Annotated in this window: 11 protein-coding genes; 5 read left to right on the top strand and 6 right to left on the bottom strand. The window is 63.5% G+C overall.

What is annotated here, in order from left to right; genetic code table 11:
• Positions 1 to 171: 171 nt before the first annotated feature.
• Together budA and JZY06_RS09595 are read left to right on the top strand one after the other, a co-directional pair.
• Positions 172 to 936, top strand: coding sequence for an acetolactate decarboxylase (budA, locus tag JZY06_RS09600; RefSeq protein WP_207279320.1), 765 nt, complete (start codon positions 172 to 174; stop codon positions 934 to 936).
• Between the two features lie 313 nt (positions 937 to 1249).
• Positions 1250 to 2740, top strand: a complete 1491-nt coding sequence (locus JZY06_RS09595) for a GH32 C-terminal domain-containing protein (protein ID WP_207279319.1) — start codon at positions 1250 to 1252, stop codon at positions 2738 to 2740.
• Between the two features lie 131 nt (positions 2741 to 2871).
• Here the strand turns inward: JZY06_RS09595 and JZY06_RS09590 are convergent, their stop codons facing one another.
• The 5 genes from JZY06_RS09590 to dapE all read right to left on the bottom strand — a co-directional run bounded on the left by JZY06_RS09590 (position 2872) and on the right by dapE (position 7008).
• Entirely contained in the window at positions 2872 to 3735 is an 864-nt protein-coding gene (locus tag JZY06_RS09590; RefSeq protein WP_207279318.1) for a methyltransferase domain-containing protein, read from the bottom strand.
• A gap of 338 nt (positions 3736 to 4073) precedes the next feature.
• On the bottom strand, positions 4074 to 4241 hold the full coding sequence (locus JZY06_RS09585; RefSeq protein WP_207279317.1) for a DUF3117 domain-containing protein: 168 nt from the start codon (positions 4239 to 4241) through the stop codon (positions 4074 to 4076).
• 69 nt (positions 4242 to 4310) lie between these two features.
• The gene (locus JZY06_RS09580; protein ID WP_207279316.1) at positions 4311 to 4736 is read right to left on the bottom strand and encodes a hypothetical protein; all 426 of its coding nucleotides are present in this window, start codon (positions 4734 to 4736) and stop codon (positions 4311 to 4313) included.
• A gap of 121 nt (positions 4737 to 4857) precedes the next feature.
• Positions 4858 to 5655: an LOG family protein gene (locus JZY06_RS09575; protein WP_207279315.1), complete on the bottom strand. Its 798-nt coding sequence runs from the start codon at positions 5653 to 5655 to the stop codon at positions 4858 to 4860.
• Positions 5656 to 5799: 144 nt separating this feature from the next.
• The gene (gene dapE, locus JZY06_RS09570; RefSeq protein WP_330617247.1) at positions 5800 to 7008 is read right to left on the bottom strand and encodes a succinyl-diaminopimelate desuccinylase; all 1209 of its coding nucleotides are present in this window, start codon (positions 7006 to 7008) and stop codon (positions 5800 to 5802) included.
• A 160-nt stretch (positions 7009 to 7168) separates the two neighbouring features.
• Here dapE and JZY06_RS09565 point away from each other — a divergent pair, with 160 nt between their 5' ends.
• The 3 genes from JZY06_RS09565 (at position 7169) to dapD (ending at position 10943) form a co-directional block, all read left to right on the top strand.
• Positions 7169 to 8098, top strand: coding sequence for a succinyltransferase (locus JZY06_RS09565; RefSeq protein ID WP_207279314.1), 930 nt, complete (start codon positions 7169 to 7171; stop codon positions 8096 to 8098).
• Between the two features lie 260 nt (positions 8099 to 8358).
• Positions 8359 to 9792, top strand: a complete 1434-nt coding sequence (locus tag JZY06_RS09560) for an amino acid permease (protein WP_207279313.1) — start codon at positions 8359 to 8361, stop codon at positions 9790 to 9792.
• 173 nt (positions 9793 to 9965) lie between these two features.
• Entirely contained in the window at positions 9966 to 10943 is a 978-nt protein-coding gene (gene dapD / locus JZY06_RS09555) for a 2,3,4,5-tetrahydropyridine-2,6-dicarboxylate N-succinyltransferase (protein ID WP_207279312.1), read from the top strand.
• 73 nt (positions 10944 to 11016) lie between these two features.
• On the opposite strand, the gene JZY06_RS09550 is transcribed toward dapD, so the two are convergent.
• Positions 11017 to 12186, bottom strand: coding sequence for a PTS transporter subunit IIC (locus tag JZY06_RS09550; protein WP_242516884.1), 1170 nt, complete (start codon positions 12184 to 12186; stop codon positions 11017 to 11019).
• Positions 12187 to 12622: the final 436 nt, after the last annotated feature.

The raw sequence follows: 12622 nt of genomic DNA, 5'->3' as shown, positions 1-12622 counted from the left end.
GGCGGTAACTGCGGCTGTATATGAGTACAGCTGTACCTTAGTTTGATGCTTTTATCCCCCGACCAGCTGCTGCCGTGGGCGTTGTCCCGCTTTCGGCAGTGCCCGCCCGCGGGCGGCAGTGGATGCCCGTGCGCCCCGGGGTGTTCCAGCGGCTACTACGCTGTAGAAGTCATGAGCTACCAGCACACCCCCACCGCTTCTTTTCTGCCTCTTGAGCGGCACACCATTTTCCAGAATTCACTGATGACCGCCCTGCTGGACGGCATCTATGACGGACAGATGACCACCAGTGAGCTGCTCGGGCACGGAAATTTCGGTATCGGAACCTTCGATGCCCTTGACGGGGAGATGTTGATCATCGACGGAATCTGCTGGCAGCTCAACTCCGATGGAACAGCCAATAAGGCATCACTGTCGGCACGCTCTCCTTTTGCCGTGGTCACCAATTTCGTTCCCCGCATCACCGCCTCTGCTCCCGCCCGCCTGGAGCGCGGGGAGGTATCGGCGTTCATTGACGGGCTGCTGCCCAGCGACAACTTCATGTACGCGGTGAAAATCACCGGCCGGTTCAGTCGGGTGGATGTGCGCACGGTGTCCCGGCAACACAAACCGTATCCCCCGATGACCGAGGCCACCGGCGATGATGCCCACCTGACCATCACAGACACCACCGGTGTGGTCGCCGGTTTCAGAACGCCGGTCTACGAGCGCGGTATCTCGGTTCCCGGCTGCCACGTCCACTTCATCGATGACGCCCGTACCACCGGTGGCCACATTCTCGACTTTGTCCTCGACGAGGGGCTGGTGGAAATCTGCCCCGCCACCGATTTGAACCTCCGCCTGCCGACGACCCTCGAGTTCGGGCAGGCCGATCTGGCGCCGGATGACACTGCCGCCCAGATCGAGGTGGTGGAAAACAAAAAGCCGCGCCGCTGACCCACCGGGCGGCGGTGGTTTTGGTCAGCCGCTCACGCCCGGGGTGGAAGACACGGTTGCGGGGGTGGGTTCGCGGGGCGGGAAAGACAGAAAAATGACATCTGTTTCATCCGCCTGCCCACCACCTCACGGGGGAAGCACCACTGTTTTTCCCGGTTGGACAGCGATGTTGGCGGCGGCGGACACCGCGGGTCGCGAAAAATGCCTACCCTGGGTGGTGATCCCGCCGGCGAGGCCACCTCCTTCCGGTGGTCTGGACAGTTCCCGGTCCCGGATTGTTTCACCGAACCCGCCTACCTGAAAAACATCAACCATGACCCACACCCGCTACCGCCCAGAGCTTCACGTGACCGCCGAGCACGGCATCATCAATGCCCCGGCCGGCGCCCTCCATGAAGGGGGAGTCTGGCATCTGTTCCACCAGTACCGCCGCTTCCCCGGCGGCCCGGCCCGCTGGGCGCATTCGGTGCGCCCCAGTGACCCGGGCGCGGAATGGATGCCCTGTGATGATGTTCTCGCCCCGGAAGGTGAGGAAACCGACGTCAGGGCCGGCTGCGCCATCGAGGACAACACCACCACCCGGCTCTATTTCACCCGGGTCACGGCGGCTGGTTCGACCGTGCACACCGCAACCATCAGTGACATTCTGGCGACTGCGGAAGATATCGCCGATGACCCGGAACAAGTCGACCGGCATGTCACCCGCGGCCCGCTGGTGCTGGGCGATCAGGGCGATTACACCAATATGCGTTCGCCCTGGGTGGTTCCCGACTGGCGGCGCGACGACCACACCGCAGGCTGGCTGATGCTGGTGGTCGCCGGGCCGATGGACAGCCCGGTGGTGCTGGTGGCTTGTTCTGACGGCGACCCGGAAAAATTCCGTATCCAGGCTCCGCTGCAGCTGGGCGACGGGCATGGGCTTCCCGCCGGCCGGATGGTCAGCCCGAAACTGATCCGCTTGACCGACGAGGTTGACGGCCACCCGTGGGATATTCTTCTCGCCACCGTGGAGGTCCCGGAGGGAAAAGATGTCTCCGGCTATCTGGTCGGCCATCTGGAGGGCACCGCTTTTTCTGTCGCACGCGGCTTCACCCCCATTGACCACGGCCATGATTTCACCCGGCCGCGGGCCACGGCAGTCGGCAAGCCGGTGTGGGGCGCCGCCGATAGTGAGGCGATTATTTTCGGCCTGATGAATTCGGTGTCCCGGGGTGATCACCCCGAAAACGATCCGTCCTGGGACAACGAGGGCTGGGCGAACTGCCTGTCACTGGCCAGGCGGGCCACGTTGCAGGGCGGCAGGCTCTATCTGACACCGACCACCGCCCTGGTCGACAGTGTGCTGTGGTCGAAAGCGGCCCGCGCGCAGACAGTCATGATGGACATTCCCGACGGCGGGTCGGTCACGGTGCGTGTGCGCGACACCAACGGCGATACTGCCGCTGTGGTGGTGCACACCGGCGATACGGTCACTGTCGACCGGTCGGCCAATCCACTGCACCGCGGTGACCAGTCGGCCATCGCGGCGCTGGATCCCACCGACACCAACGCCTTGACGGTGATCACCGACGGATCCTGCCTGGAGGTTTTCGCCGACGGCGGGGCGGTGGCGATGAGTTCCCGGCTGTGGAGCACCCACGGGTTCAACGGTTTTACGGTCACCTGCGACGGCGGTGCGACCATCACCCGCTCGATGGAGTTTTCCCCGCGGTCTTTCGAGGCCGAGGGCCTGGATGATCTCGACGACGGCAGCTTCACCCCCGATCTGCTGCTGCCCGGCGGGGACCTGCCCGACAGCCAGTAGCCGCTTGGTGGTCCCGCACACCGCACGCCCCGGAGGTTGTCACCTCCGGGGCGTTAGGGTCTCGCCGGGGCTGTTGTCGTCTGCGCCGGACTGGTTTTTTTCACGCCACACCTGACAGGCCTGGTGCCTGTTTAACTGTTCGGGGTGAATCTGCTGATTGCCGCCCGGGCAGTCACGTTCATCCGGTCCGGCAGTGTGGCTGCCCGCTGTGCGAGGGTGGCCGCATCAATGTGGCGGGCTGACGGGCTCATCGAAATCTGGGTGGCGATGGCCTGCTGGTCCAGCTGCATTTGGTAGTCGACGATCTCGGCGGGGCCGACGGCACTGAACCTGTCGCCCAGCAGCGTGTTGAGCTTGTCGAGCACATCATCATCGGGATCCGTGATCCCCAGGGGGGCGCGCAGCTGGCTCAAATGTCCGGCAACAGCGGTCAACACCACCAGCTGGCCGTCTTTTTTCAGGATTCGGGCGCATTCCTCCGGGTTGTGGGGGGCGAAAACCACGGTGACAACGTCAACCGAATGGTCGGCCACCGGCAGTGTTGCGGTGACATCGGCGCAGATCGCCGCAACCCGCGGGTGGCTGGCGGCCAACAGGGTGGCGGCCGGTTCCGACACATCCACCCCGATACCGTAGGCACCGGCAATATCGTCAAGGGTGTGCGCCAGGTAGTAGCCGGTACCGGCCCCCAGGTCAACAATCACCGGGTGCGGCAGATACGGGTCGGCGGCATCGTCGAGAGCGTCGTGGACGGCTTCGGTGACCGCCTCCACAAAAGGTCCGAATTGACCGCCGGACAAAAACGTCTCCCGGGCATGCACCATGGCGCCGGTATCACCCAACGGGGCGCCCGGCCCTTTGGCCACCACAAACCCTTCCGGCGCGATGACGTAGCCGCGCCCGTCCGCCGAGGACAGTGTCGTGTTGTCGGCGGACAGGGCGAGGGGCTGGCCCGTCTGCGGGTCGGCCATGATATCGGTCACGTCGCTGAGCACGTCCGTGTCACTCCTCAAAAAAATGGGTCATTGGTGTGTCTTGCCAACAGGCGGGGTGCGTCCGAACGGGGCAGGCTGGGTCGCCTCGTCCGGCAGCCCGACGGTAAATATGACCGCAGGGGTTGAAAAATTTAGGTCGAAGCAGTTGTCGGGTGCCCATGCTACAACGCCCGCCCCCCGGTGAGTGAACCAACCCACACAACCGGCCCCCACCCGGGCGGGCAGATCCAGGCTCGGCGCAGAAGAAACAGCGGCGGCGACAAGCGAAAACCGCCGACGCGGTGATGGGGTGACGCGACCGGCGGCTCAGGGCAGAAAGTGGGATGTTGTTGTTTGCGTTAAGAGGAAGCCTTGACAAGCAGCCCGCCGAGTTCGGCGGCTTCTTCTTTGGTCAGTTCCACCACGAGACGGCCACCGCCGTCGGTGGGGATACGCATCACAATTTTACGGCCTTCTTCAGCCGCTTCCATGGGGCCGTTTCCGGTCCTCGGTTTCATTGCTGCCATAGCGTCACATGCTCCTTTGCAACTAACGGACATCAGCGGGTCATGGATTTCATGGCACTCGCCTACCCCTTAAAAGGATAGTCTTTTTTCACCGGATGCGCTGGTGTTTTCTTGCCCACCGGCGGGAATGTCCCGTCTGGCGTGGGCAATCAGGCAATCAATCAGGGCGTCTGTTTCATCCATCCGGTAGCCGCCGCGCACCATGTCCACCGGGCCGATGGCATCCGCGGATGAAACCGGGGGATCCTGCTCCCACAGCGTTGCCACCACCGCGTCAATGGCGGCCGGGTCATAGCCGCGGATGGCGGTGGAAAGTTCAATGGCGTTCCAGTCACCGGCGGCCACTGCCCGGGCGTTGGCGGCGATGCGCCGGGCACCTCCGGCGGCGATATCGGCCTGCGGGCCGGACGGGATGCCGGCCGCAAGCGGCAGCACCACACAAGCCACCACGGGCGGGATCACCACCGCCGCCACAATCAACACCGCAACAAACATTGCCGCATCCCCGCTTTCCTGCTTTTCACGTGTCCTGTGTCGTCTGGCACCCCTGCCCCGCCACCGGCGGTGCCGGGCGGGGGCCACCTGTACCTCAGGGTACTGCCGTGGTGGGCAGCCCCTACCGATCGCCGGCCTGCGGCGTGCCCGGTGCACTCTCGGGCGGGGTGGTGCCGGGTCCGAACAGGTCGCTGTGGACGGCGGTGATGTGGTCCACGGCCTCATCAACGGAATCGGTGATCATGACCAAATCGCGGTCGCCGGGATCGATCATGGCTTCCTCGATCAGGGTGTTGGTCACCCAGTCGGCCAGCCCGCCCCAGAAGTCGGTGCCCAGCAGCACGATCGGATAGTGGGTGATTTTCCCGGTCTGGACCAGGCAGAGGGATTCGAACAGTTCGTCCATGGTGCCGAATCCGCCGGGCAGGCAGCAAAACGCCTGGCTGTATTTCAAAAAGCAGGTTTTGCGCACGAAGAAGTAGCGGAAGTTGATCCCCATGTCGACGTAGTCGTTCAGGCGTTCCTCGTGGGGCAGTTCAATGCCCAGCCCCACCGACAGCCCGCCGGCTTGGGCGCAGCCGCGGTTGGCCGCTTCCATCAGCCCCGGCCCGCCGCCGGTGATCACCGCATAGCCTGCGGCAGCCAACGCCCCGCCCAGATCAACACCCAACCGGTAGTAGGGGTGGTCGGATGAGGTTCGCGCCGAACCGAAGACGGTCACGGCGGGGGGAAGTTCGGCCAGGGCGCCGAAACCGTTGACGAATTCGGACTGGATGCGCAGAACCCGCCACGGATCCTCGTGCAGCCAGTCGGTGGAATGCTGGACATCCAACAGCCGGGAGTCGGTGGTGGATTCCTGGCGGCCGCCCTGTCGCACAACCAGGGGCCCGCGCATGTAGCGGCGCTGGCGTTGATTCATATCCGGTCCCAAAGTCCTTTCGGTGTTGTCGGCGGGATATTTCGTGTCTGCTTTTACCCGGTATCCGATTGCTTTTTCGCTTCATTGACCATCCCCGGCATCCGGGAACTGCCACCCTACCGCCGGAACCCCCGCCACGGCGGGTCAGTGGTCAAAGCCGCCCAGGTAACGCCGCATCACAGCTGCGACTTCGTCGATCATCTCCACCGGGCATTGTTCGTCTTTTCTGTGGCAGAACGACGGATCCCCGGGCCCGAAGTTGACCGCGGGAATCCCCAGGGCGGAAAAACGCGCCACATCGGTCCAGCCGAATTTGGCCCGCGGCTGCCCGCCGGTGGCGGCCACCAGCTCCGCGGCCGCGGGTTGGGAAAGCCCGGGAAGCGCACCGGCGCAGGCATCATCGATTTCAACGGTGATTCCCGAGGACGGGTAGTCCTCTTCCCGGTTGTCGCCGGTGTGGGTCAGTTCAGCACCGTCCAGCCCCATCACCTCAAGCAGGTGGGCCATTGCCTCATCGACACTGCGGTCGGGGGCGAAACGGTAATTGACGAAAAACCAGGCCCGGTCGGGAATGGTGTTGGTGGCCACCCCGCACTCGGCCCAGGTGATGTTGATTCCCTCCCGGTAGCCGCAGCCGTCGATGTCAACCTGCCGGGGACTGTAGGCGGCAATCCGGCCGATCACCGGGGCCAGTTCATGGAAAGCGTTGTGTCCCATCCAGCTGCGGGCCGAATGCGCCCGCCGACCGTGCCCGATGACTTTCAGTCTGATCGTGCCCTGGCAGCCGGCTTCGATCACCGCCCCGGACGGCTCCCCGAGGATGGCGACATCCCCCTCCAGCCACTCGGGATGGGTGCCGCTGATCTTCCCCAGGCCGTTGAACCGTTCGGCCACCTCTTCGGCCTGGTAGAAAATCAGGCTCACATCACGGGTCAACCCGCCGTTGACGGCCAGCTCGGCCAGCACACTGGCGAACACGGCATCCCCCGATTTCATGTCCACGGTGCCGCAGCCGAACAGGGTCTCCCGCCCGCTGCTGTCTGCCCCCTTGGTGCAGGGAACATTGTCGGCAACCGGAACCGTGTCAATGTGCCCGGCCAAAATCACCCGGGTGGGGTGGCCCGCATCGGTGGAGACCAGCAGATTGTTCTCCACACGGTTGACCGAAAGGGGCACGGCCAAATCCCCGGTGGCACACAAGGCGACAAACGCCTGCTCCAGGGCGTCGGCGATGTCCTCCTCGTGGTGGGAGGGGCTGGCAATGTCGACCAGTTGGCGGGTCAGCTCAACAGGTCCGGACAACAAATCCAGCGGGGTGGTCAAAGCGGCGGAATTATCGGGGGTATCACTCACAGCCACCCACAGTAGGTGAGCGCGCACCCGGGTGCAGCGGCGGTGGCGTTACCGCGGTAGTTTCCCCGCGCCCGGCGACACGCTGGATTTTTCGTCGCTGTCAGCTGCCGCCACCGGCACAGCTGGTAGCGCGGGTACCGGTACACGTAGTATCGGATGTATGACGACAACGGGCGCAAGCGGAACTGGTATTGCCAACATCGCCATGGACGGGACAGTGCTGGACACCTGGTTCCCGCACCCCGAATTAACTGTCACCGACACCGTCGAATCCGCCACCCACCGACTGGGCGCGGCACATCTGCCGCCGAAAATGCTCTCGCTGGTACGCCTGGATGAAGACCGCATGGTCGAACAGGTCGCTGTGCGCACCACCATCGCCGATCTATCCGAACCGCCCCGCGACGCCCACGACGTCTACCTGCGGCTGCACCTGCTCTCCCACCGGATGGTCAGACCCAACCAAATCAACCTGGACGGGCTGTTCGACCACCTGGCCAATGTTGTCTGGACCAATAAAGGCCCCTGTCTGCCGGACAATTTCGAATTCGTCCGCACCTCGTTGAAATCCCGTGGACTCATCCACGTCTACGGAGTCGATGTCCTGCCCAGAATGGTCGACTACGTCGTTCCCACCGGGGTCTATATTGCACTGGCCGAACGGGTGCGCCTGGGGGCCTATCTGGCACCGGGCACCTATGTCCGGCGGGAGGGATTCGTCAGCTTCAACGCCGGTACTCTCGGCCAGGCCGTGGTGGAAGGCCGGCTGTCCTCCGGCGTGGTGCTGGGGCCGGGCTGCAACGTTGATTTGTCCTCGGCGGTCATGGGCCGGGAAACCATCGGCGGCTCCCGCCCCCCGCTGGCCATCGGCAACGACTGCTATTTCGGGGTCGGGGCGAAAATCATTGGACTGCCGCTGGGCAGCCACTGCCGCATCGGTGACGATGTGACCCTGCGGCCGACCACCACCATCCGCCTGTCTCCGTCGAATGAACTGGTCAAAGCCTCCATGATCGCGGGGCAGGACAACTGGCACATCGACCGGGTGCCCGGCCACACCGAACCGGTGGCCACCCGCGCCGGGCGGTAAACGCAATCGCCGCACACACCCCAGCCGGCGAACACGTGCCCCGGCGACTGTGCCCGGGAGAAGGTTTTCCCCACCGGCACACGAGTGCGGCGGGGGTGAAAGGGGGCAAGCACCATCGATATCTGTCACCCTATCGGTTCCACAGGGTGAGATGAAATGACTTTTATTTTTCCTATTTTACCTGGTCACAAGATTTTCCCTGACGCCGCTTATATGCTACCACGGTTTTATTAAGCAACCGCTCAGCTATACTCCTCGGCATGACTAATGCCACCCCGCAAGCCGCGGCCGATGTTGAAACACTCGGCTCAGGGCTGAAAACCCGGCACCTGACCATGATGGGACTGGGCTCCGCCATTGGCGCGGGCCTGTTCCTCGGTACGGGTGTCGGCATTAAAATCGCCGGTCCCGCTGTTCTTCTGGCCTATATTTTCGCCGGAATCCTCGTCGTCTTCGTCATGCAGATGCTCGGCGAGATGGCGGCCGCCAGACCGCAGTCCGGATCGTTTTCCTCCTACGCGGAGATGGCCTTCGGCCACTGGGCCGGGTTCACCATGGGCTGGCTGTACTGGTTTTTGCTGGTGATGGTCATGGGTGCGGAGATGACCGGCGCCTCGGCGTTCATGGCCGGGTGGTTCGGCACCCCGCCGTGGATTCCCGCTCTGGTGTGCGTGGTGTTTTTCGCCATCGTCAACCTGGCGAAAGTCACCGGTTTCGGCGAGTTCGAGTTCTGGTTCGCCTTCATCAAAGTCGCCGTGATCATTGTCTTTTTGGTCATCGGATTCCTCATGATCTTCGGTCTTCTTCCCGGCCACGAGGCGGTCGGCCTGACCAACTTCATCGGCGACCATGGATTCATGCCCAATGGAATCTCCGGCGTGGCCGCCGGTCTTCTGGCCGTCGCCTTCGCTTTCGGCGGCATCGAAATCGTCACCATTGCCGCCGCCGAATCGGATCAGCCGTCGAAAAACATTGGTGTGGCGGTGCGTTCCACCATCACCCGTATCGCGTTTTTCTACCTGGGCAGTGTGCTGGTGATCACCTTCCTGCTCCCCTACGACCAGATCGGCGGCGCGTCTTCTGCCGCGGAATCCCCCTTCACCCTGATTCTGGCCGAAGCCGGTATCCCGGCGGTGGCCACCATCATGGAAGTGGTCATTGTGCTGGCCCTGCTCAGCGCCTTCAACGCCCAGATCTACGGCACCTCCCGGTTCGTCTACTCGCTGGCCCGGCGCGGCAACGCACCCCAGTTTTTCTCCACCACCAGCGCTGACGGCGTTCCCCGCAGCGCAGTGCTGCTGTCAATGGTGTTCGCTTTCGGTTCGGTGGCCCTGCAGTACTGGAACCCGGCCGGCCTGCTGGAATTTCTGTTCAACGCCGTCGGCGGTTCCCTGCTGGTGATCTGGGGATTCATTATCGCCAGCTACATCAAGCTGCACCCGGAGCTGGTGGCCACCGGCGAGATCACCAAGGTCAAAATGTGGGGCTACCCGTGGCTTGCCTGGGTCACCCTCGGCATGCTCGTTGTGCTGACCGGTCTGATGCTCTCCGATGAGGCGGCCCGCGGCCAGGTGATCTCCGTGATCGTTCTCTTCGTCGTCCTGGTGGCCCTGTCGTTTGCGGCTGTCCGCGGCCGCAAACTGAGCAGGCAGGCCGCCGCCGAACGCGCCGCGGTCCACGCCCGGGCCAAGTAACACGGCATACGGTTAGCCCGCGCCGGTCAGCTCTTTCCCAGCAGTCCACCGCCCCCTGCCTCCACCGCGCCCCGCGGCGCCCGCTCCCCAGATAACCGGAGCCGGTGCCGCGGGGCGCGGTTTTTTCGCCTCCCTGTCACCGGCTGCACCTGTCATCCGGTACGTTATGGGGCATGACGAACGCCAAAGCCACCGGACTTGCCACCCTCACCGACGACGGAACGGTTCTCGACTGCTGGTTCCCCGCACCCGAACTGGATGCGGGAGCCACCGAGACCGGCCATGAACTCATCGACAATGACCTGTTGGATGCCGACCTCCGGGTCCTGGCCGGCGAGGACGCCGACCGCGGTGTGAGAAGGGTCGGGGTGACAGTCACCATCGCCGATTTGTCGCAAGCCCCCGCAGACGCCTTCGACGTGTGGCTCAGGCTGCATCTTCTCTCCCACCGGCTGATCCGCCCGCACGGGGCGAACATGGACGGTGTGTTCGGTCTGTTGACCAATGTGGTGTGGACCAACTTCGGACCGTGTTCGACGAAAAATTTCGAGATCACCCGCGCGAAGCTTGAAAAACGCGGCCCGGTCACCGTGCACCTGATCGACAAGTTCCCCCGCATGGTCGACTATGTCGTTCCCACCGGGGTGCGTATCGGTGATGCCGACCGTATCCGCATGGGGGCGCACCTGGCCGAGGGAACCACCGTCATGCACGAGGGTTTCGTCAACTTCAACGCCGGAACGCTGGGAAGCTCGATGGTGGAGGGTCGCATCTCCGCCGGTGTCATTGTCGATGACGGAACCGACATCGGCGGCGGGGCCTCGATCATGGGCACCTTGTCCGGCGGCGGCAAACAAATCATCTCTCTCGGCAAACGCTGTCTGCTCGGGGCCAACGCCGGCTGCGGTATCTCCCTGGGCGACGACTGCGTCATCGAAGCCGGGCTGTATGTCACAGCCGGTTCGAAAGTGACAGTCACCGGGGCTGTCGCCGAAGCCGCCGGGGTGGCCGACGGCGAGGCCGTCAAAGCCCAGGAGCTGTCCGGGGCCTCGAATATCCTCTTCCGCCGCAACTCCCTGACCGGTGCCATCGAAGCAGTCAGCTGGAAATCAGAGCAGGTCGCCCTCAACGCCGATCTGCACAAAAACTAGCCCCACCAGATTGTCTGCACCTCCCGCCCCGGCACCCTGCCGGGGCGGTCGGCATTTCCCCACCGTTGGTGCTCTACTCAAAGTCGAGCCGGTAGTCCTCCGGGCTCACCCAGCCGAGCACGTCACGGAACAACCAGGTTGAGGCAAACGCCAGCAGCAACGGGGCAACCAGGTACAGGCAAACAACAATCAGGATGTTGGCGGGACTAAACCCCCAGCCTTCGGCCTGCAGCGCAGCCAGGGGGCCTGCAAAACCGGTGATACCGAACCCCGCGGAAACGGCCGTGCCCTCCACCCCGAGTGCACCGCCAGCAGCCCCCAGAATCGGGGCCACCACCACAACCGGCAGATAGGCCTTCGGGCGGGCAACCATATTGGGCATCTGTATTTTCGGGGAACAGAAAAAGTGCAGAACACCGATGGCCGTGCCATTGGCCCGCCACGCCAGCACCATCAGGCACACCGCCGAGGCCACACAGCCCAGGTTCGCCACACCGGAGGAGATACCGCTCATCATGATCGCGGTCGCCACCCCGACAGTCGAAACCGGGCTGACGATGAGCACACAGAAAATCAGCGACAGCACAATACCCATCGGAACAGGCTGCAACGTCGACGCTTGGTTGATCGCATCCCCCAGCCACACGGTAAAGATGTAAACCACCGGGTAGGTCACCTTCGCGCCAATACCACCGACCACCACAGTCACAATCGTCGACAGCAGCAGCATTGTGTAGCTGCCCAGCCGGGTACCGACGAATGAAATCAGCAGCACCGCCAAAGCAGCGGTCAACCCGGTATTGATCACCAGCCCGGTGCCCTGAATGTGGAAACCGCCGGCCGGATCGAGTTTCGCGATCCCAGAACCAGCAACCGCCGCAATAGCCACAGAACCCGTCTGAATGGGCGTGAGCTTGAACTGCATGGCAATGAACACACCGATCAGCACGGGCATGGTGGTCGCCGCCAGGGACGTCAACTCAATCAGGGCAGCCCCCTGCGGAAAAACAGGGAGCATGGCCTTCAGCAGGAAACCCAGCAGTGCGGTCGGCGCCAGCGACACCACCACCGCAATCGCAATACCGTTGAGGACTTTCATGGTGAAGGCCCCCGGTCCCCCGAGTTCGATACCGTGTGTGGCTTTCAACTCGGTTTTACGGTGGGGATCACGGGCCTGTTGGCCGCGGATCACATCCTCCGCAGGCTGCGGCTGGCTGGCAGTGGACGGCGTCTGGTCGGTCATGGTGGAAAACTCTATGTGCCCCATCGGCAAACCCACCAACGAGCCCCCGCTACTGCCCACTAGTTGAGGAAAACAATCAACGCCCGTCCAAGTCCCCACCAAAAACTACGAAACACCCAAAATCGCAGGAAAAGAAGTCAAACGTTGGGAAAACACGCACAGTTGAGGATTCCCGACAGACCCCACCACCCCGGTGAAACCGGCTTGACTGCGCCCCGGGCAGTAGCCGTATGACACCGGCATGTCCAACCGAACAGTCGAAAAGCATTCGGCCCGACCCGGCCTCCGCGCGCGACCTTGAACGCCCGCAGGCGGGATCTACGGAAAAACACCAGGAAAAGAAGTCAAACGTTGGGAAAATACGCACAGTTGAGGATTCTCGACAGGGCGTGCCCCATCACTGAGCCAATGTGTGGTTGGCCCCGCAGCAAACGAG

The sequence above is a fragment of the Corynebacterium mendelii genome (assembly GCF_017307055.1).
Lineage (GTDB): Bacteria > Actinomycetota > Actinomycetes > Mycobacteriales > Mycobacteriaceae > Corynebacterium > Corynebacterium mendelii.
Note: the sequence above shows the minus strand (reverse complement) of the source record. Positions and strands in the feature narration are given on the sequence as shown.